Below are 19,799 nucleotides of genomic sequence, written 5' to 3' on the forward strand. Positions count from 1 at the left end.
AAAGGCGGCACCCGTCATGGACATCTCACGCTTCTTCATCGACCGGCCGCGCTTTGCGACCGTGTTGTCACTCTTCATCTTCCTGATCGGCGCGCTGGCCATCCCGCTGCTGCCGATCTCCGAGTACCCCGAGGTCGCGCCGCCGCAGGTGGTCGTGCGCGCCCAGTACCCGGGCGCCAACCCGCGCGTGATCTCGGAGACGGTGGCTGCGCCGCTGGAAGAGCAGATCAACGGCCTGGAAAACGTTCTCTACTTCGAGAGCCAGGCCACCGGCGACGGCGGCATGAGCCTGACCGTCACGTTCAAGATCGGCACCAACCCCGAGGCCGCCGAGACCGCGGTGCAGAACCGCATCAACCGTGCGTTGCCGCGGCTGCCCGACATCGTGCGCACCATCGGCGTGACGACCGAGAAGAGCAGCCCGAACCTGACCATGGTGGTCCACCTGGTCAGCCCGGACAACTCGCGCGACGCGCTCTACCTGCGCAACTACGGCTCGTTGAACGTGCGCGACGACCTGCTGCGCGTGCCCGGCATGGGCTCGGTGCAGACCTTCGGCGCCGGCGACTACGCCATGCGCATCTGGCTGGACCCGCAGAAACTGGCCGCCCGCAGCATGACGGCGGCCGAGGTGGTGGGCGCCATCCGCGAGCAGAACTCGCAGGTCGCGGCGGGCGTCGTGGGCGCCTCCCCGGCGCCCAAGGGCACCGAGTTCCAGCTGGCCATCAACACGCAGGGCCGCCTCGCTTCCGAGGAAGAGTTCGCCAACATCATCGTGCGCGCCGAGCCGCGCACCGGCGCCATGGTGCGCCTGCGTGACGTCGGCCGTGTCGAGATCAGCGCCAACACCTATGCGCTGCGCAGCCTGCTGAACAACAAGGAGGCCGCGGCCATCGCCATCTTCCAGGCGCCGGGCTCCAACGCCCTGGCGATCTCGGAGAACGTGCGCGAGACGATGGAGCGCCTCAAGCCCAACTTCCCGCCGGGCGTGGACTACGCCATCGTCTACGACCCCACGCGCTTCGTGCAGACTTCCATCGAGAAGGTCATCACGACGCTGTTCGAGGCCGTCGCGCTGGTCGTGCTGGTGGTCATCATCTTCCTGCAGACCTGGCGCGCCTCCATCATTCCGCTGGTGGCCGTGCCGGTGTCCATCGTCGGCACCTTCGCCATCCTGCTGCTGCTGGGCTTCTCCATCAACACGCTGACGCTGTTCGGCATGGTGCTGGCCATCGGCATCGTGGTGGACGACGCCATCGTGGTGGTCGAGAACGTCGAGCGCAACATCCAGGACGGGCTGACGCCGCGTGCCGCGACCATCAAGGCGATGCAGGAGGTCTCGGGGCCCATCATCGCCATCGCGCTGGTGCTGTGCGCCGTGTTCATCCCGCTGACGCTGGTGCCGGGCCTGTCGGGCCAGTTCTACAAGCAGTTCGCCGTCACCATCGTCATCTCGACGGTGATCTCGGCCTTCAACTCGCTCACCCTCTCGCCTGCGCTCGCCGCCATCCTGCTGCGCCCGCATGACGCGCCCAAGGATGCGCTGACGCGCGGCATGGACAAGGTCTTCGGCCGCTTCTTCCACTGGTTCAACCGCATGTTCCACCGCCGCTCGGAGAGCTACGGCCGCGGCGTGACGGGGTTGCTGCAGCGCAAGTCGCTGGCGCTGGTGATCTACGCGCTGCTGCTGGGCGCGACGGCGCTGCTGTTCATGCGGCTGCCCAGCGGTTTCGTGCCCGCGCCGGACAAGCAGTACCTGATCGGCGTGGCCCAGCTGCCGGCCGGTGCCACGCTGGACCGCACCGAAGAAGTGATCCGCAAGATGAGCGAGATCGCGCTGAAGACGCCCGGCATCGTCGATTCCGTGGCCTTCCCCGGTCTGTCGGTGGCCGGCTTCTCGGCGGCACCCAACGAAGGCATCGTGTTCTTCGGCCTGTCCGACTTCAGCCAGCGCACGTCGCGTGACCTCAGCAAGGAGGCCATCCTGGGCAACGTCAACGGCGCCATCCAGCAGATCCAGGGCGCTCGCATGTTCGTCGTGCCGCCGCCTCCTGTAGACGGCCTGGGCATTGCGGGCGGCTTCAAGATCCAGGTGCAGGACCGCAGCAGCCAGGGCGAGCAGGCGCTGTACGGCGCCGTGTGGGGCACGCTGGGCCAGGTCTACGGCAACCCCAAGACCAGCATCGGCACGCCGTACTCCAACTACGACATCAACGTGCCGCAGCTGTTCGCCAACGTGGACCGCACCAAGGCCAAGCAGATGGGCGTGCCGCTGGCTTCCATCTACGACACGCTGCAGATCAACCTCGGCTCGCTGTACGTCAACGACTTCACCAAGTTCGGCAAGACCTACCAGGTCATCGTGCAGGCCGACGCGCCCTTCCGCGCCAAGGCCGATGACATCGTCCAGCTCAAGACCCGCAACGACGCCGGCGAGATGGTGCCGCTGGGCTCGCTGATGAGCGTGGAGCCGACCTTCGGTCCCACGCGCGTCACGCGCTACAACGGCTTCCCGGCGGCGGACATCAACGGCGCGCCCAACCCCGGCTTCTCGTCGGGCCAGGCCGAGGCGGAGATCGAGCAGTTGCTGAAGGGCCTGCCGCGCGGCATGAGCTACGAGTTCACCGACCTGGCCTACCAGGACCGGCTGACCCGCGACGTCGCCGTGCCCGGCACGACGCTGAAGATCCCGACGCTGGCGGCCGTGCTGCTGTTCTCCGTCGTGCTGGTGGTGCTGGTGCTGGCCGCGCAGTACGAGAGCTGGAGCCTGCCGCTGGCCATCATCCTGATCGTGCCGATGTGCATCCTGTCGGCGCTGTTCGGCGTGTGGATCTCGCACTTCCCGCCGTTCGGCCAGGCGGGGGACCTGAACATCTTCACGCAGGTGGCCCTGGTGGTGCTGGTCGGGCTGGCATGCAAGAACGCCATCCTGATCGTCGAGTTCGCCAAAGAGCTGGAGGAGCAGGGCCGCTCGGTGGCCGACGCGGTCATCGAGGCTTGCCGCCTGCGGCTGCGCCCCATCCTGATGACGTCCATCGCGTTCTGCGCCGGCGTCATCCCGCTGATCCTGGGCAGCGGTGCCGGCAGCGAGATGCGCCGCGCGATGGGCATCGCCGTGTTCTCCGGCATGCTGGGCGTGACCTTCTTCGGCATCTTCCTGACCCCCGTGTTCTACGCGCTGCTGCGCAAGGGCACCGAGAAGCGCCGCGCCCGCGCTGCGGCGCTGAAGGCCGAGATCGAGGCCTCTGCCCATGCCTTCCACCCTGGCGTCGACGACGACGTGCCGACGAACAAGGGCCACTGACATGAAGACCCAACTCACCCTTATCGCCGCTGCAGCGCTGCTGGCCGGCTGCGCCGCACCCGGCCTGTCGCAACGCCCGGCCAACCTGGCGCCCGCGCAGTTCGCCCAGCTGCCCGCCATCGAAGCCCAGGCCGCGACCGGTGCCGCGCAGATGACGGCCGCCTTCGTCGACAGCGCGCAGCTGCAGCGCGTGGTCGATGAAGTGCTGGCCAACAACCGCGACCTGCGCGCCGCCGCCGCGCGCCTGCGCCAGGCCGAAGCACTGGCCGACGCCGCCGGCGCGCAGCGCCTGCCCACGGTGGGCGTGGGCGCCAGTGCGGCCCGCCAGCGTGCGCCCGACACCAACGGCAACTACAGCACCTTCAACGCCTACGGCGTCAACGCCAATGCCGCGTGGGAGATCGACCTGTGGGGCCGCGCGTCGGCCAACGCACAGGCCGCCGGCTACGACGCGCAGAGCGCGGCGCTGGACCGCGACGCCGCCCAGCTCAGCCTGGCCGGCGCTGCGCTGAACCTGCAGACGCAGCTCATCGGCCTGGGTCACCGCTTGCAGCTGGCCAGGGAAACGCTGAAGGTCCAGAACCAGCTGCTGGATCTCGTGAAGGCCCGCGTGGGCGCCGGTCGCAACACCGCGCTGGACCAGGCACGCGCCGAGGCCCTCGTCGCCCAGACGGCGGCCAGTGTGCCGGCGCTGCGCAACGCGGCCTGTCTCACGCGTCTGCAGCTGGACGTGCTGCGCGGCCAGCCGCCGGCCGACTGTGACAAGGCCGACAGCGACCCGCTGCCCGCCATGCCCGAGCCGCGCCTCATCAGCCTGGGGCAGCTGCCTGACCCGGCCGGCCTGCTGGCCGCCCGGCCCGACGTGAAGGCCGCCGCCACGCGTGCGCAGGCCGCTGCGTCGCGCGCGCAGGTTGCCTGGGCCGCCCGCTGGCCCAGCGTCGGCCTGAGCGGCTCCATCGGCTGGAGCGCCGGTGCGACGTCCGACCTGTTCAAGAGCGCCACGCGCGTGGGCAGCGTCGCCGGCGCGCTGAACTGGAACTTCCTGGACTTCGGCGCCCGCGCGGCCGACGAGCGGGCTGCCCGCGCCGGCTTCGACGCCGCCGTCGCTGCGGCCGAACAGGCCCAGTTGGTGGCGCTGCAGGATGCCCAGGGCAGCCTGTCCACACTGCGCGAGACGGAGCTGCAGGCCACCGCCCAGGCCGCAGCCGCCGACGCGACCGTGCGTGCCCGCGACCTGGCCTTCAAGCGCTACGACGCCGGCGTGACCGACTTCTACGCGCTGCTGACCACCGAGCAGGAACGCCTGGCCGCGGCGGATGCACTGATCCAAGTGCAGACCAACCGCGCCGCGGCGCTGCTGAACGTGCACAAGGCGTTCGCGGCCAGGCTGACGGCGTCGAACTGAATACACCCATATTGGGCATATTCGTGCCCAATATGGGTTGGGTTCCACCATCTGCTGAGTTGGCGTCGCAGGGCGGGCTGGCGTCTGCGCTGTTCTCCGGCACGCGCCAGCGGCTGCTGGCGCTGTTGTTCGGCCAGCCGTCGCGCAGCTTCTATGCCAACGAGCTGATCGCGCTTGCTGGCAGCGGCTCGGGCGCGGTGCAGCGGGAACTCCACAGCCTGGCGCAAAGCGGGCTGGTGACGGTCAGGCCGGTCGGCAACCAGAAGCATTTCCAGGCCAATCCGGCATCGCCCATCTTTGAAGAGCTGTGCGGCATCGTGCAGAAGACGGTCGGCCTGGCCGACCCGTTGCGCAATGCCCTGGCGCCGGTGGCTGACCAGGTGGTCGCCGCTTTCGTGTACGGCTCGGTCGCCAAGAAAACCGATACCGCCGCCAGCGACATCGACTTGCTGATCCTCAGTGACACGCTCGGCTATGGCGACGTCTTCACCGCGCTGGATGCGGCTGGCTCCACGTTGGGGCGCACGGTGAACCCGACGATATTCAACCGGCAGGAATTCGGGCGCAAGCGGGGGGACGCCTTCCTGAGCCGCGTCCTTGAGCAGCCCAAGGTCTGGATCATCGGCGGTGCGCATGACCTCGCCATTTGACAATCTCGCCGGTCCTGGCAAGCCACTGAAGGCTGAGCCACCCGACGCGAAGGAGTTCGCGGGCTTGAAGCGTTCGGAGCTGGCCCGGCTGAAAGACGCGTCCAACGATGCGTTGTCGCGAGAAGGGCGGTTCGACCTCGCCTGCAACGCCGCGCACGCCTTGTGCCTCGCGGCGTTGCGCTGGCATGGCTACCGCTCCACCAATCGCTACATCGTTTTCCAGGTGCTGCCGCATACGCTGGGCCTTGGGCCCGACGTGTGGCGCGTGCTGTCCAAATGCCACGATGTGCGCAACGTCAGCGAGTACGAAGGGGCGCTGAACGTTGACGAGCGCCTGGTGGTCGACCTGATCGCGGCGTGCAGGAAGGTGGCGGAAAAGGTGGAGGCGCTGCCCCTGATCGCAGCCTAGGTTCAGGGCAGTGGCTGCGTCTGGGGCGTGCGCTGGAACGCGGCCTTGTCGAAGCCCAGCGCTGCGGCACGGTCGAGCAAGGCCTGCAGCGTCGCCTCGTCCATCTGCGGCGTGCGCGACAGCACCCAGCCGTAGTCGCGGTTGGGGGTGCCCACCAGCACATGGCGGTAGTCAGGGTCCAGCGCCAGCACCCAGTAGTCGCCGTAGATCGGCCAGAAGAAGCTCACGCGCAGCTTGGCGTTGCCGCTGCCTTCCACGGCCTTGGCGCGGCCTTCGCGCGCGTCCACCTGGCCATCGGCCTTGCGGCAGCGGTTGATGACTTCCACCCGCTCGCCGTCGAGCCGGTAGGTGGCTTGCGTGTCGGCCACGCACTGCTTCTGGAAGCGGTTCGGCAGCAACGCGATCTCGTACCAGCTGCCGGCGTAGCGCGCCAGGTCCACGCTGGGCACGGTCGGCAGTGGCGCGTCCTCGGCGGCGGCCAACGGGGCGGCCAAGGCGGTCGCGATGGCGAGGGCGACGGTGGCGGGCAGGAATTTCATGTGGCTTCGAGGCTGGGATGAGGGTTCAGGACGCGGCGACGATGCGCGCCGCCAGCAACGTCACGCTGCGGCGGTAGGCATCGGCCAGCGCGTCGGCCTGGGCGCTGCTGGGCAGGCTGATATCGGCCGCATGCGGTGTCGGCAGTGTCGTGCCACCCGGCGCCTGCAGTGGCAGCCAGTGCCAGCGAGCGCGCAGCCGCAGCTGCAGCCCGGCGCCGTCGGGCCGGGCCAGCCATTCGTCCACCTGCACGACCAGGCGCAGCGACTCGCCGTCCGGCGCGTTCGGCTTGCCGAGCGTGACCGGGTAGGGCTGGCGCAGGCGCCACAGGTCTTCGGTCAGCAGCCGCGGCAGCGACTCGCGCAGCGGCTCGGCCCAGCGGGCCTCGGGCAGCGGACGCAGGCCGGCGCTGCCCTCGGCGACGAGGATCTCGTCGCGGTCCAGCAGCTCCGGCAGCCGCACCTGCGGGCTCAGCACCCAGGCGCGGTTGTCCCGCCCCGGTTGGCGGTCGTCGGGCAGCGGCGGCGTGCCGGTCAGGGCGTACAGGCGGCGCGGCGGCGCGCCGCGCGACGCGCAGCCGGCCAGCGCCACGGCGGCCAGCCACACCACGGCGTCGCGGCGGCGCAGATCCGAAATGCTGAGGGACGTGAGGGACGTCATCGGGCGGGCTCCTTCGCGGGGGCAACGGGAACAGGGGCGGGTGCGGGCATATCGGGCTCGCGGCCCAGCAGCAGCTGCTGGGGTTGGGCGTCCAGCGAGCGGGCCAGTCCGCGCAGCGCACGCGCCGCCTGCGACAGCTCGCGCATCGTGCGCTCGGTCTGCTGCAGCAGCGGGCCGTCGGTGTCGGCAGCGTCGCGCAGCGAGGTGCTGGCCTGGGCCAGCTCGTTGATGGCGCGTTGCAGGTCGCGCACGACCGGGCCCTTGGGGTCCAGCAGTTCGTTGGCCTTGTCGGCGCCGCTGCCGAGCTTGTCGGCCGCCGTCGAGACCTTGTCGCCCATGCGGTCCACGCTGGCCATGGCGCTTTCGGCGCCGCGCGTCAGCGGCCCGGCGCGCCGCTCCAGCTGCGCGGCCAGCTGGCGGGCGTGGCCGGCGGTCGCGGCGAAGTCCCGCAGGCCCTGCTTCAGCTCCGGCGCCGCAATCAGTGTGCGCGCCGAGTTGGCGATCTGGCTCAGATCGTCGACGATCTTCTTCAGGTCCACGCTTTCGAGCTGGGTCTTCAGTGCCTGGAAGGCCGTGGGGCTGGTCGGGATCTCGGTCGCCTCGCCGGTGTAGCCGCCGCGCAGCTTGCCCTTGGGCTTGGTGCGGATGTCCAGGTCGATGTAGAGCTGGCCGGTCAGCAGGCTCTGCGTGCCCAGTTGCGCGCTGAGCCCGCGCTCGATCAGCGCCGGCAGCGCGTGCGCGATGTCGTCGTTGTCGGCGCGCCCGTCCAGCCCGCGCACCGCGTCGGCCGTCAGCTCGGCGATGACGGGGATGGCGAACGTGTCGCTCTCGCGGTCGTAGTGCACGGTGACGTCGGTCACGTCCCCGATGCGCACGCCGCGGAACACGACGGGCGCGCCTTTCTGCAGCCCGTACACCGAGCCCGAGAAGAACATCACCACACGGTGCGGCTGGTTGAACCAGTGCCGGCCCGGCAGCACGATGAGTGCCGTGGCCAGGATGGCAATGCCGGCGACGACGAACGCGCCGATGAACAGCGGATTGGCTTTGCGACTTTTCAAGCGGGTACCTCACCACGATTCAGAAATTCACGCACCGCGTCCGGCCCCTCGTCGCGCAGCTCGGCCGGCGGCCCCAGCGCCGTGGCGGTGCGGGCCTCGACGTCGAGGAACAGCAGCCGGTCGGCCACCGCGAACAGGCTGTCCAGTTCGTGGGTGACCAGCACGATGGCGGTGCCCACGTCGTCTTTCAGTCGCCTGATGAGGTCGTCCAGCCGCGCGGACGTCAGCGGGTCCAGGCCGGCCGAGGGCTCGTCCAGGCACAGCAGCGGCGGGTCCAGCATCAGTGCGCGGGCGATGGCCGCGCGCTTCCTCATGCCGCCCGACAGCGACGACGGCTCCGCGTCGAACGTGGCCGGGTCGGGCAGGCCGGCCAGCGCCAGCTTGAAGCGGGCCTGCTGCTCGCGCTGCGTCTCGTCCATGTCGGTGTACAGCTCCAGCGGCAGCATCAGGTTCTCGCCAACGGTCATGCTGCTCCACAGCGCGCCGGCCTGGAACGCCACGCCGATCTCGCGCCGCGGCGGGTCGTCGCCGTGTACGTCGCGGCTTTCGCCGCCAGCCGTCCAGGTGACGGTGCCCGTCTTCGGCGTCTGCAGCCCGATCATGTGGCGCAGCAGCGTGCTCTTGCCGCAGCCGCTGGCGCCGCAGATGGCCAGCACCTCGCCAGCGCGCACGTCGAAATTGAGCCCGCGCTGCAGCTCGCGGCCACCGGCATGCAGGCTCAGGTTCTCGACCTTCATCAGCACGTCGCCGGCCATCAGATGCCCAATCGTTGAAAGATGACCGTCAGCACCGACGCCGCGATGACCATCCAGACGATGGCCTGCACGACGGCGGCCGTCGTGGCCTCGCCCACGGCCTGCGCGCTGCGGCCGGCGTTCAGGCCCTGCCGGCAGCCGGCCAGCGCCACCAGCACCGCGTACACGCTGCCCTTCGCCAGGCCCACGAACAGGTCCTGGCCGGTGAGCGCCTCGCGCGTCGTGTTCAGGTAAGCCGCGGCGGGCACGTCGTACAGCCCCACCGCCACCGCGCCGCCGATGGCCAGCCCGGCCATGCCGGCGCACAGCGTCAGCAGCGGGCCGGTGATCAGCAGGGCCAGCATGCGCGGCAACACCAGGTGTTCGACCGGGTCCACGCCCAGCGTCGTCAGCGCATCGATCTCCTCGCCGGCGCGCATGCTGCCGATCTGCGCCGCGAACGCCGCACCCACGCGACCCGCCAGCACGATGCCCACCACCAGCGCGGCGATCTCGCGCACCACGCTGATGGTCACCAAGTCGGCGATGAAGCTCTGTGCGCCAAATCGCTGCAGCTGCGCGGCACCCATGTAGGCCACGATCAGCCCGACCAGCGTGGCGACCAGCAGCACGATGGGCAGGCTGCGCGGGCCGGTCTGTTCGATCTGCCACAGCCAGTCGCTGACGCGCATCGCGCTGCGACCGCGCACCAGCCGGCCCAGCGCGCCCAGCAGGTCACCGACGAACACCAGCGTCTTGCGCCACTGCGGTTCGGGCGCGGGGTCGTCGGACGGCCCTGCCGCGCCCGGCCGGGGCTGGTCGGGTGGCGGCAGGCTCAGTGCCAGCAGTGGCTGCAGCGCATTCGGCAATCCGGCCATGTCCAGCGAGACACCCGCGCGCGCCAGCGGCGCCAGCGTCTGCCACAGCGTGGCGGCGAAGGCCGGCTGCCAGTGCTGCAGGGCCGTGCAGTCGAAGCTCAGCCGCGTGTCCGGCGCCATCGGCAGGGCGGGGGGAGGGGCGGGCAGGCCGTCGTGCTGCCAGCTGCCGGCCAGCACCAGCCGCCATTCGGTGCCGTCGCCTTCCCAGCGCGCATGGCCGGTGTCGCCACCGTCGGTGGCGACATCGTGGGCAGGCAGGGAAGCGGGCAGCGCATGGGACATGACAGGGGACATGCTCTGTTACGAATGACCCGCGGCGGCCCGGACGCCGACGGCGCCCGCTGTAGGACGGGGCGCCGTGGCGCGTCTGTCGGCGGCTGCCGACAGGTCGACGCGGGGCGGGACGATGGTTGACGGCCCGGCCTGCCCCCAAAGTTGAAGAGAGCCACGTCAAAGTCAGGAGACCCCATGAAGCCCGCACCCTTGAAGGACCAGCCGCGCACGGCCGGCGATGCCTCGCGTCCACGGGGACCTTCTCTGCCCCACGACCGCGACCAGCAGGCGGCCTCCACCAACGCCGAGCCCGACGCTCACATCGAACGCGCCGCGCGCGATCTGCAGCAGGGTCAGGTCGACACCGATCTGCGCGCCACGCCGGGGCTGGACGCCGAACGTCGCGGCGACATGGTCGAGGGTGGCGAGCGCGGGGCGTCGCAGCCACCGCGCTCGCGGCCTTAGGCTGGCCCACCTGACGCCAATGCTGGGCGCAGCGGGCAAAAGCTGGGCATGACCGGCGCTGCCCACTGGGTTTGCGCGCTGGCTGGGGCGAATGGTGTTCCAGCGGGGGCGAGTGGCGCCCGGGGCGCGGTGCGTCCCGGGCACACTGCGGCTCATGACGCTGCTCCCGCCACGCTGGCGCCTGCCCTATGTCGCGCTGCTGACCGTCGTCGGCCTGCTTCTGAGCGTGTCGGCGCTGGAGGCCTACCGCCTGTCCGGCGGCCGGCGGGCATGGGAGCCATTTCTGTGGGAATTCAGCTCGCTGGCCGTCCTCGGCCCGCTGGCGCTGGGCGTCCACGCGCTGGTCGGTCGCCTGCACGGCCGGCACTGGCGGCACCAACTGGCGGCGCACCTGCTGGCGCTGCCGGTGTTCAGCGGGCTGCACATCGCCGGCATGTTCGGGCTGCGGCTGCTGGTGTACGGGCTGGTCGGTGTGCCCTACCGGCCCGACGACATTCCTACGCTGCTGGTGTTCGAAGGCGGCAAGGATGCGGTCAGCTACATCAGCTTCTGCTTGATCTCGCGCGGGGTCTGGATGGCCGGCGCGGCCACGCAGCGCCAGCAAGAGCTGGAGCGCGCCCGCCGCGAGCTGGCCGAGTTGCGCTTGGCGCGCCTGGCCGACCAGGTGCAGCCGCATTTCCTTTTCAACACGCTGAACCTGATCTCGTCGGTGATGTACGAGGATGTGGCCCGCGCCGACCGCCTGCTGTGCCAGCTGGCTGACCTGCTGCGCCAGACGCTGGCGGCGCAGCAGCGCGTGGAGCACACGCTGCGCGATGAACTGGCGCTGGTGCAGCCATTCCTTGCGCTGATGCAGGCGCGCTTCGGGGAGCAGCGTCTGGTGGTGCAGATCGCCGCCGACGACGACGCGCTGGATTGCCGGCTCCCGGCGCTGCTGCTGCTGGCGCCGGTGGAGAACGCGGTGAAGCACGACGTCGCGCGCCACCTGGGGCGCGTGACGCTGGTGGTGGCCGCCACGAGGCAGGGCGGGCGGCTGCGCTTGCGCGTGAGCAACCATGGCGACCGGCCCGTGCAAGAGACCGCGCCCGACCCCGAGGGTGGGCTGGGGCTGCGCAACCTGCGCGAGCGCCTGGCCGCGCGCTATGGCGATGCGGCGAGCGTGCACTTCGGGCCCGAGGGCGGCGCAATGAGCCTGACCGCCGAGCTGCCATGCGTGTCCTGATCGTCGACGACGAACCCGCCGCGCGCGCCCGGCTGCGCCGGATGCTTGCCGCCGAACCCGATGTGGCTGAATTGCTGGAGGCGGCCGACGCCCCCGCCGCGCTGGCGCTGGTGCACGCACAGTCGGCGGTGCCGGACCTGGCGCTGCTTGACATCGAGATGCCCGGCGGCAATGGCGTGCAGCTCGCTGCCGCGCTGCGAACGGCGGGCGTGGGCAGCATCATCTTCTCGACGGCTCATGCCGAGCACGCGCTGCAGGCCTTCGAGCTCGCGGCGCTGGACTACCTGCTCAAGCCTTGCACCGCGGAGCGTCTGGCCAGTGCGTTGGCCCGCGTGCGCGAGCGGCTGGCACGATCGCCCGAGCCGGTGGGCGAGTGGTGGGTCGACGGTCGGCGCGTGCGCCTGGCTGACGTGCAGTGGATCGCTGCGGCCGACAACTACATCCAGCTGCACCTGCCGCCGCACTGCCTGCTGGAACGCGCCACGCTGGCCGATGCGCTGGCGCGCCCCGGCTGGGCGGCTCGCTTCCTGCGCGTGCACCGCAGCCACGCGGTCAACCCGGCGCATGTGCAGCGCCTCGAGCGTCTGGGCAGCGGCGAGGCGGTGCTGACGCTGACCTGCGGCGATACGTTGCGCGTCTCGCGCGGCTACCGCGCGACGCTGGACGCATTCGCCCCATAGCCCACGCCGTTCGCCCCGCCGCGCTCGCGCCAGGCGGCGTCTGCCTGGAAGCTGTCGGCCATGAATACCCCTGCCCGCCTGCCCTTCCTCGACGGTCTGCGCGTCTGCGCGTTCGCGCTGCTGATCCCCTATCACGTCGGCATGTATTACGTGACGTGGGACTGGCACGTGAAGAGCCCCGCCGCCAGCGACGCCGTGGAGCCCTTCATGCAGCTCAGCTCGCCGTGGCGGCTGAGCTTGCTGTTCCTCATCGCCGGCGCGGCCTGCCGGGACCTGTTTGCCCGGCGCGGCCTGTTGGGAACGGTCAAGGATCGCTCGCAACGGCTGCTGCTGCCGCTGCTGTTCGGCATGGCCGTCATCGTCACGCCGCAGGCCTACTACGAGGTGCTGACCCAGGCGCCGGAGTTGCTGCCAGGTGATGGCGGCTACCTGGACTTCTGGGCGGCCTATCTTCAGGGCGGCCGCTACTGCCGCGGCGACGACTGCATGCGGGTGCCCACCTGGAACCACCTGTGGTTCCTGCCCTATCTGTGGGTGTACGCGCTGCTCGGCGCCGCCGTGGTGGCGCTGTGGCGCCGGCCGCTTCCCGCGATGGATCTCCCCGCCTGGGCGTGGATGCTGTTGCCGGCCCTGCCGTTGGCGCTGCTGCGCGTGTGGGTGATGCCGCACTGGCCGTCGACCCACGATCTCGTTCACGACCTCTACAACCACGCGCAGTACGTCCTGGTGTTCGCCCTTGGCTGGGCCAGCCGCACCCCGCTGGCGCAGGGGCTGTGGCCGGCCGCGTTGTGTCTACGTTGGGTGGCGTTGGGTGTCTCGCTGGGATCGTGGGCGCTGCTGCAGGCTTATGGCCGTGCGTATGCCGATACGCCGCCGCCTGAGGCACTGCTGGTCGCGGCGCGCACGCTGCGCGGCGCGCTGACCTGGTGGGCCATGCTCGCCTGCTGCGGCTGGGCGCAGCGCGCCTTCAGTCGTGAATCACCGTTGCTTCGTGCGGCGGCCGGCGCGGTGTTCTGTCTCTACATCCTGCACCAGAGCGTCATCGTGGTGCTGAGCCAGTGGTTGAAACCGCTGGCCCTGCCCTGGGGGCTGGAAGCGGTGCTGCTGATTGTGCTGACCTTCGCGCTCTGCGCGCTGGCCTATGCGGGTGCACGCCGCGTGCCGGGTCTCGCGCTGCTGCTGGGCATCCAGCGCCACCGGCGGTGCTAGCGTGTGCGCATGAAACCCCTTCGCGCCCTCTTCGCACTTTCCGCGTTTCTTGCCCTCTTCACCGGCGCGCACGCGCAGACTCCCGCTGCGGAAGCTGCCTACGCCACCGCGCGGACAATGATCGCCGACCAGCAGCGCCTGCTGGCGCCCCAGGCTGTCGAGATCAGCGAGGCGGTCGAGTTGGGCGGATTGAAGCAGTGGATCACCATTCGTGGCAGCGACCGCGCCAACCCGGTCCTCATCTATGTGCACGGCGGCCCGGGTGCCGCGGAGATGGGGCGCAGCTGGCCTTACCAGCGTGGCTGGGAGGACTTCTTCACCGTTGTGCAGTGGGACCAGCGCGGTACCGGCAAGACGCTGCGCCACGGCGGCGAGGCGGCCAACAAGGCACAACTGACACGGGCGCGCATGGCGCAGGATCTCATCGAGCTGATGGCGCTGCTGCGCCAGCGGCTGGGTGTCGAACGCGTGGTGCTGCTGGGGCACTCGTGGGGCAACGTCATCGGCATGGACGCGGCGATGGCCAAGCCCGAGTGGGTCAGCGCGTACGTCGGCGTGGGGCCACTGATGAACCTGCAGGCCAACGAGCGGGCGCAATACGAGGCGCTGCTGGCCGAGGCCCGCCGGCGCAACGACGCGACCGCGCTGGCCGAGCTGCAGGCCATCGCGCCGTACCCGGGGGAGGGCGAGATCCCGTTTGCCAAGGTCAACGTGGCGCGCAAATGGGTGCAGGCCTATGGCGGGCTGGCGGCCTACCGCGACAACGCCGACTTCTATTTCCGCGCCGCACGGCTGTCACCGTACTACGCATTTGAGGATCGACTCGCCATTGACCAGGGCGGCCAGCTGTCGGTGCCGGCACTGCTGCCCGACATGAGGCGGGCCGACCACCTGCAGATCCGCGCGACGCGGTTTCCGGTGCTGATGTTCCTGGGCCGTCACGACCTGACGACGCCGGCCTCCGTCATCGAACCCTGGCTTGCGCAGCTGAAGGCGCCAGTCAAGAAGCTGGTGTGGTTCGAGCACTCGGCCCACCTGGCGCCGCACGAGGAGCCGGGGCGCTTCCTCGTCAGCCTGGTGGAGCAGGTGCGGCCGCTGGCGCTTCGTTAGCCGGCGGCAGCGGCGTGAACAGCGGGCTGGCCATGCGCACGGGCGTCACGTCCAGCCGCACCTTCAACACCGTGTAGTCGTCGCCGCCCAGCGCGTTGCTGAACCAGCCGACGGTGCCCGGGCCCTTGTAGAGCCTGAACTCGAAGCCCAACTCTGGCGACAGGTCGCCGGGCCGCGGACGCACGCGGTAGGCCAGGCCGCGCACCTCGGGCGAGCGGGCATCCAGCAGCTGCGTCATCGCGTTGACGAGGGTGTTGTCGGCCAGCATGTCCATGAAGTAGGGCTCGAACTGCAGCGCCGGTCGGTAATCGGCGGCGGCCGGGTCCAGCTTCTGGTCGCGCAGCTTGTGGGCCGCGGGCGTGGTGACGCCGGTCTTCAGGTCGTGGCGATCGCCGCGGTCCAGGTAGCTGACGAGGGCGCCGCGCAGGTTGAAGGCGGACACCCGGGCATCCGACGCCGCCTCGGACAAGTCCACCAGCAGCGCGCCGCGCGCGCCGACGATCTCGACCTCGTGGCCTTTGACGACGGCGGCCGAGTTCTCCTCGATCCCCAGACCCAGCGTGTAGCCCAGGGCCCGCATCGCCGGCAGCATGCGGCCGATGCGCCCGCGCTTGAGGAAGTGCTGGTCCACGAACAGCCCTGGCATGACGAAACCCAGCCCGAGGTCGTACTCGCGCTTGTCGCGCCACTGGCCCTTCAGGATCTGCAGGTTGTCCGGCGCGTCGCGGAACATGATGCGGCTCATGACGGCCGCGCCCGCGCTGGTGCCGGCCACCACGCCGCCGCCGTCGAACACCTGGCGGATGGCCTTCAGCATCGCGGTCGGCTCGCCGCCCGGCTGCAGCGTGTCGACGATGTACTCCTGCGCGCCGCCCGAGAAGAACACGCCTTTGGACGCGCTGACCTTGGCGATCAGCGCCGGGTCGTTCAGGTTGGCCCGCCAGTCGATGTCCTTCTGCCGCGGCGCGACGGGGATGACCTCGGCGTTCGCGCCCCGCCGGTTCAGCGACGCGACGATGAGGCCGGCGCTGCGCTCCGGGTTGGCCGCGGCCGTGGCGAACACCGCGATGCGCGCGCCCGGGCCGCCGGCCTCGTCGACCACGCGCTGCCAGACGGCATCGTTGTCGCTCTTGGTGGCGCCGCCGATGACGATGGCGGTGCCGGCCTGCGCGGCGACGTGAAGGCAGAGGGCCGCCGCGGCGGCAAGGCGCAACAGGAAGAAGTTCATGCCGCCATGATGGCAGCGGATTTCAGGCCGCAGCGCGGGCGGGCACGCCTTCGCTGAGCCACACGCAATCGCCGTGCTCGAACACGCGCACCTCGCCGGGCAGGAAGGCGGCCCAGGCTTCGTCGTGCGTCAGCGGCTCGGTGGCAACCAGCGTCATGCGGTCGCGCGGGCCGTTCAGCAGTGCCAGGTCGACGCTCAGATCGCCGTCGCGCAAGCGAACATGACCGAACGGCGCCTGGCGGCGCAGCCAGTGCAGTCGCGTCGATGCATGTGCCAGCATCGCGCGGCCGTCGGTCAACAGCAGGTTGAAGCGGCCGTGCTCGGCAATCTCGTGAAGCCACGGTGTCAACGTGTCGGCCAGCTCGGGCCAGTCGGGCAGCTGTTGGCCGAAGTGCTGCTGCAGCCGCTGCATCAGCCAGCAGAAGGCGCGCTCGCTGTCGGTCTGGCCGCTGGGCCGGAAGCTGCCGTCCAGTGAGGGGTGGAAGTCCTTCAGGTCGCCGTTGTGCGCGAACACCCAGGTGCGCCCGGCCCATTCGCGGCGGAAGGGGTGGCAGTTCTCCGGCGCCCGCACGCCCTGCGTGGCCTTGCGGATGTGGGCAATGATGTTGCGCGCCTGCACCGGATGCAGGCCGTAGTGCGAGGCCAGGTCGGACTCGGCAGCCGGCCGGTCCTCGACGACCACCTCGCATTGCTCGCCGGCGTGGAAGGCGACGCCCCAGCCGTCGACATGGTCTGCCGTGCGGCCACCGCGGGCGGCAAAGCCGCGCAGGGAGAAGTTGGCGGCTGCGGCCAGATGGCTGTTGAGGGCGAAAAGCTCACACATCGGTGTCAGAGGACAGTGGTGACGACCTTGGAACGCCGCCAGTCTGGCTGCGGATGACAGGCCCGCCAAGGAAACTTGTCTCATGAGTTCATGAGATTGCCGTTGCAGGCGTGCTTTTTTCATGGTCGACGCCGGGCTCTTTGCAATCCCTAAGGTAGGGCGACGTTGCGAACGTCACCACGCCGTGATTCGTTCACACATACATCCAGCAACATTTACGCCTCGGGGGCGGGCCGGACTCCTACGCTTTGTGGGTTGGCTCATCGCGGGCCGAGGAGTGCTGACATGTGGATGACTGAGTTCACCGTGCCGGGACATGCGCCCGGTGGCCGCCCCGCCGAACGGCGGGGCGCGGCATCGCTTTCCAGCCAGTGGATGGGCCTCGTGCTGGAAGAGCTGGACCACGGCATCGTGCTGCTCAACGGCGCCGGCCGCGTGCTACACGCCAACCTGACGGCCCGGGCCGCGTTGGATGACGGCAGCCATCCGCTGGAGCTGGTCGGCCCCCACCTGCGTGCACGGCTGCTGACCGATGCCGTGCCGCTGGCCGAAGCGCTGGAGGGCGCCGAGACCAGCGGGCGCCGCTGCCTGCTGCGCCTGGGCGACGACCATGCCGAGTGCGGTCGGGCCAATGTGGTGGTGGTGCCGCTGAACCGCGACGTCAGCCAGGCCGCCGTGCTGCTGATCCTGGAGCGCCGCCAGCTCTGCGGCGACCTGGCCGCGCAGTGGTTCGCGCTGCGCTACCAGCTGACGCCCACCGAGACCGAGGTGCTGAAGGCGCTGTCCAACGGCGTCAAGCCCACCGACGTGGCGCGCCGCCAGGGCGTGGCCATCTCCACCGTGCGCAGCCAGATCCAGAGCATCCGCGCCAAGAGCGGTGCTGACAGCATCGGCGAATTGATGCGCCAGCTGGCGCTGCTGCCGCCGCTGGTGTCATCGCTGCGGCCGGCCAAGGTGGTCAATTGATTGCCGTGGACTAACATCCGGCGCGCTGCGGTGCCCATTGCCCGTGGCAAGACCGGATGGCTGAAGACACGTACGACAACGAACTCCTCGTCCTGCCGCCTCCGCTGCGGCTGCTGGCCGCACGCGGCATGGCGCGCAGCCACCGCAAGGGCGTGGTGCTGATCGAGGAAGGCTCGGTCGGCGACAACCTCTACCTGATCCTGTCCGGCTCGCTGCGTGCCTACAGCAGCGACGCGCGCGGGCGCGAGATCACCTACGGCGTCTATGGCCCCGGCGAGTACGTCGGCGAGATGAGCCTGGACGGCGGACCGCGCTCGGCCAGCGTCATCACCGAGGCGGCCAGCCGGCTGGTCATGGTCACGCGGGCCAGCCTGCTGACGCACATCAGCGAGCACCCCGAGTTCGCGTTCGAGCTGCTGACCAAGGTCATCCGCCGCGCCCGCGCCGCCACGCTGTCGACCAAGCAGCTGGCGCTGAACGACGTCTACGGCCGGCTGCGCAACCTGGTGGACCAGTCCACCACCGACGGTCAGCACCTGGCGCTGACGCACCAGGGCATGGCGCAGCGCCTGGGTTGCTCGCGCGAGATGGTGTCCAAGCTGGTCAAGGACCTGGAGCTGGGCGGCTACCTGAAGCGCGTGGCGGCCGGCGAGTACCAGCGGCTGAAGACGTTGCCGGCGCGCTGGTAGTCCGTCAGCCCGCCGTCTTGGCCGGCGGCGCGACCGGGAAGCGTCGCTCCGGCCGCGGCGCGCGGCTGTACAGGCCCGCCACCTTGGGCAGATTGGCCTGGATGTCGCGGATGCGGGTGGTGTTGGCCGGGTGGGTGGACAGCCACTGCGGCGGCGCGCCCTTGCTGGCAGACATCATCTTTTCCCACAGGCGCACGGCGGCGGACGGGTCGTAGCCGGCGCGAGCCGACAGCTCGATGCCCACCAGGTCAGCCTCGCTCTCGTCCTCGCGGCCGAACTGCAGGTTGAGCAGCTGGCCGCCGTAGCCCGCCAGCGTGCGGCCCACGTTGCCCAGCCCGAACAAGGCGGACAGGCCCTCGACCACCAAGCCGGTCGTGGCCGACTTGCCGACCCGCTCGCGCGCATGCTCGCGCAGCGCATGCGCCACCTCGTGGCCCATGATGGCGGCGACCTCGTCGTCCTCCAGCTGCAGCTTGTCCAGGATGCCGTAGTAGAAGGCGATCTTGCCGCCTGGCATGCAAAAGGCGTTCAGCTGAGGGCTGGCGAGCAGGTTCACGTCCCAGCGCCATTGGCGGGCGCGCTCGTTCCACTCGTAGCTGACCGGGATGATGCGTTGCGCGATGTAGCGCAGCCGCTGCACCTGCGGGTGGTTGGCGGGCGCCAGCGCCTGCTGCTGCTGGGCCTCGCGCATCATCTGCGCGTATTGCTGGCTGCCGGCCTGCTCCAGCTGCTCGGCCGAGACCACCTTGGTGGCCCAGCTTTTCTTGCCGACGTCGACGCCCTCGCGCGCCCAGGCCGGCGCGAACGCCGCGGCGCCCAGCAGGCCCGTGAACAGCCGTCGCCCGCGCAGGCGGGGCGGCGCGCACCGGCCGGCGGCGCAATCGGCGCACGCACCGAACAGGCGCTGCGGCGGGTTGGAGAACTGCAGGTCGTCGCGGACGATGAAGTCGTGGTCAGCCATGGATGGCATTGTGCGGTGATCGGTCAGGCACCGTCGTAGGACTGGCGACAATCACGCCATGGACAGCCAGCAATTCCGCGCCGCCCTCGGCATGTTCGCCACCGGCGTGACCGTCGTCACCGTGCGCTCGGCGGACGGCGGCCTCGTGGGCCTGACGGCCAACTCGTTCAATTCCGTGTCGCTGGACCCGCCGCTGGTGCTGTGGAGCCTGGCGCGCCGCGCCGGCTCGCTGCCGACGTTCACGCACGGCACGCACTACGCGATCAACATCCTTGCGGCCGACCAGAAGGAACTGGCCCAGCGCTTCGCGATGCGCGACATCGACCGCTTCGCGGGCGTGTCCTGGCGGGAGGGGGCGGGCGGCGCGCCGGTGCTGGACGGCGCCGTGGCCGTGTTCGAGTGCGCCAACCGCAGCCGCTACGAGGAGGGCGACCACGTCATCTTCGTCGGCGAGGTGGAGCGCTGCACCGCGCGGCCGGGCGCGCAGCCGCTGATCTTCCACGGCGGACGGTACTTCACCGAGCTGCCGATCTGA

General features: G+C 70.3%; 20 protein-coding genes. 12 read left to right on the top strand and 8 right to left on the bottom strand.

Translation table 11 applies throughout. The features are described 5' to 3' along the window. Positions 1-16: 16 nt before the first annotated feature. From ACG02S_RS00595 to ACG02S_RS00610, 4 genes are all read left to right on the top strand, one after another. Positions 17-3,304, top strand: a complete 3,288-nt coding sequence (locus ACG02S_RS00595) for an efflux RND transporter permease subunit (RefSeq protein ID WP_394468496.1) — start codon at positions 17-19, stop codon at positions 3,302-3,304. Position 3,305: 1 nt separating this feature from the next. Then, positions 3,306-4,709: an efflux transporter outer membrane subunit gene (locus ACG02S_RS00600; protein WP_394468497.1), complete on the top strand. Its 1,404-nt coding sequence runs from the start codon at positions 3,306-3,308 to the stop codon at positions 4,707-4,709. Between the two features lie 125 nt (positions 4,710-4,834). Then, positions 4,835-5,359, top strand: a complete 525-nt coding sequence (locus ACG02S_RS00605; RefSeq protein ID WP_394468498.1) for a nucleotidyltransferase domain-containing protein — start codon at positions 4,835-4,837, stop codon at positions 5,357-5,359. Next, positions 5,343-5,768 carry a hypothetical protein gene (locus tag ACG02S_RS00610; RefSeq protein WP_394469289.1) on the top strand — a complete coding sequence of 142 codons (426 nt, stop codon included), beginning with the start codon at positions 5,343-5,345 and terminating at the stop codon, positions 5,766-5,768. Before ACG02S_RS00605 ends, ACG02S_RS00610 begins: the two co-directional genes overlap by 17 nt. Before the next feature lie 2 nt (positions 5,769-5,770). Here ACG02S_RS00610 and ACG02S_RS00615 read toward each other — a convergent pair whose 3' ends face one another. Genes ACG02S_RS00615 through ACG02S_RS00635 form a run of 5 tightly spaced genes read right to left on the bottom strand, consistent with a single transcriptional unit; the run spans position 5,771 to position 9,920 of the window. Continuing rightward, the gene (locus ACG02S_RS00615) at positions 5,771-6,307 is read right to left on the bottom strand and encodes a lipocalin family protein (RefSeq protein ID WP_394468499.1); all 537 of its coding nucleotides are present in this window, start codon (positions 6,305-6,307) and stop codon (positions 5,771-5,773) included. Between the two features lie 25 nt (positions 6,308-6,332). Further along, on the bottom strand, positions 6,333-6,965 hold the full coding sequence (locus tag ACG02S_RS00620) for a PqiC family protein (protein ID WP_394468500.1): 633 nt from the start codon (positions 6,963-6,965) through the stop codon (positions 6,333-6,335). Then, positions 6,962-8,026 (bottom strand): MlaD family protein, encoded by a 1,065-nt coding sequence (locus tag ACG02S_RS00625; RefSeq protein ID WP_394468501.1) that lies wholly within the window; start codon positions 8,024-8,026, stop codon positions 6,962-6,964. The genes ACG02S_RS00620 and ACG02S_RS00625 overlap by 4 nt, the downstream gene beginning before the upstream one ends. Continuing rightward, complete coding sequence (locus ACG02S_RS00630; RefSeq protein ID WP_394468502.1) at positions 8,023-8,781, bottom strand: ABC transporter ATP-binding protein; 759 nt, start codon at positions 8,779-8,781, stop codon at positions 8,023-8,025. The genes ACG02S_RS00625 and ACG02S_RS00630 overlap by 4 nt, the downstream gene beginning before the upstream one ends. Then, on the bottom strand, positions 8,781-9,920 hold the full coding sequence (locus ACG02S_RS00635) for an MlaE family ABC transporter permease (RefSeq protein ID WP_394468503.1): 1,140 nt from the start codon (positions 9,918-9,920) through the stop codon (positions 8,781-8,783). The genes ACG02S_RS00630 and ACG02S_RS00635 overlap by 1 nt, the downstream gene beginning before the upstream one ends. Positions 9,921-10,106: 186 nt before the next feature. Here ACG02S_RS00635 and ACG02S_RS00640 point away from each other — a divergent pair, with 186 nt between their 5' ends. The 5 genes from ACG02S_RS00640 to ACG02S_RS00660 all read left to right on the top strand — a co-directional run bounded on the left by ACG02S_RS00640 (position 10,107) and on the right by ACG02S_RS00660 (position 14,597). Beyond that, positions 10,107-10,376 (top strand): hypothetical protein, encoded by a 270-nt coding sequence (locus tag ACG02S_RS00640; RefSeq protein WP_394468504.1) that lies wholly within the window; start codon positions 10,107-10,109, stop codon positions 10,374-10,376. Positions 10,377-10,530: 154 nt separating this feature from the next. After that, on the top strand, positions 10,531-11,598 hold the full coding sequence (locus tag ACG02S_RS00645) for a sensor histidine kinase (RefSeq protein WP_394468505.1): 1,068 nt from the start codon (positions 10,531-10,533) through the stop codon (positions 11,596-11,598). Continuing rightward, positions 11,586-12,278 (top strand): LytR/AlgR family response regulator transcription factor, encoded by a 693-nt coding sequence (locus ACG02S_RS00650; RefSeq protein WP_394468506.1) that lies wholly within the window; start codon positions 11,586-11,588, stop codon positions 12,276-12,278. The genes ACG02S_RS00645 and ACG02S_RS00650 overlap by 13 nt, the downstream gene beginning before the upstream one ends. 60 nt (positions 12,279-12,338) lie before the next feature. Then, the gene (locus ACG02S_RS00655; protein ID WP_394468507.1) at positions 12,339-13,487 is read left to right on the top strand and encodes an acyltransferase family protein; all 1,149 of its coding nucleotides are present in this window, start codon (positions 12,339-12,341) and stop codon (positions 13,485-13,487) included. A 9-nt stretch (positions 13,488-13,496) separates the two neighbouring features. Further along, positions 13,497-14,597: an alpha/beta hydrolase gene (locus tag ACG02S_RS00660; protein ID WP_394468508.1), complete on the top strand. Its 1,101-nt coding sequence runs from the start codon at positions 13,497-13,499 to the stop codon at positions 14,595-14,597. On the opposite strand, the gene ACG02S_RS00665 is transcribed toward ACG02S_RS00660, so the two are convergent. Together ACG02S_RS00665 and ACG02S_RS00670 are read right to left on the bottom strand one after the other, a co-directional pair. Further along, a complete protein-coding gene (locus ACG02S_RS00665; RefSeq protein ID WP_394468509.1) occupies positions 14,557-15,825 on the bottom strand; it encodes a cyanophycinase in 1,269 nt (422 codons plus the stop codon). The genes ACG02S_RS00660 and ACG02S_RS00665 overlap by 41 nt on opposite strands. 22 nt (positions 15,826-15,847) lie before the next feature. After that, positions 15,848-16,648, bottom strand: a complete 801-nt coding sequence (locus ACG02S_RS00670; RefSeq protein ID WP_394468510.1) for a class II glutamine amidotransferase — start codon at positions 16,646-16,648, stop codon at positions 15,848-15,850. Between the two features lie 285 nt (positions 16,649-16,933). Between ACG02S_RS00670 and ACG02S_RS00675 the strand changes: the two genes are divergently transcribed. Together ACG02S_RS00675 and ACG02S_RS00680 are read left to right on the top strand one after the other, a co-directional pair. Further along, positions 16,934-17,614 carry a helix-turn-helix transcriptional regulator gene (locus tag ACG02S_RS00675; RefSeq protein ID WP_394468511.1) on the top strand — a complete coding sequence of 227 codons (681 nt, stop codon included), beginning with the start codon at positions 16,934-16,936 and terminating at the stop codon, positions 17,612-17,614. 56 nt (positions 17,615-17,670) lie between these two features. Continuing rightward, positions 17,671-18,303 carry a Crp/Fnr family transcriptional regulator gene (locus ACG02S_RS00680; protein ID WP_394468512.1) on the top strand — a complete coding sequence of 211 codons (633 nt, stop codon included), beginning with the start codon at positions 17,671-17,673 and terminating at the stop codon, positions 18,301-18,303. A gap of 4 nt (positions 18,304-18,307) precedes the next feature. Here the strand turns inward: ACG02S_RS00680 and ACG02S_RS00685 are convergent, their stop codons facing one another. Further along, positions 18,308-19,264 (bottom strand): M48 family metallopeptidase, encoded by a 957-nt coding sequence (locus ACG02S_RS00685; RefSeq protein WP_394468513.1) that lies wholly within the window; start codon positions 19,262-19,264, stop codon positions 18,308-18,310. A gap of 58 nt (positions 19,265-19,322) precedes the next feature. Here ACG02S_RS00685 and ACG02S_RS00690 point away from each other — a divergent pair, with 58 nt between their 5' ends. Next, positions 19,323-19,799 carry a flavin reductase family protein gene (locus tag ACG02S_RS00690; protein ID WP_394468514.1) on the top strand — a complete coding sequence of 159 codons (477 nt, stop codon included), beginning with the start codon at positions 19,323-19,325 and terminating at the stop codon, positions 19,797-19,799.

Source organism: Pelomonas dachongensis, assembly GCF_043555865.1.
Taxonomy (GTDB): Bacteria; Pseudomonadota; Gammaproteobacteria; order Burkholderiales; family Burkholderiaceae_C; genus Pelomonas; species Pelomonas dachongensis.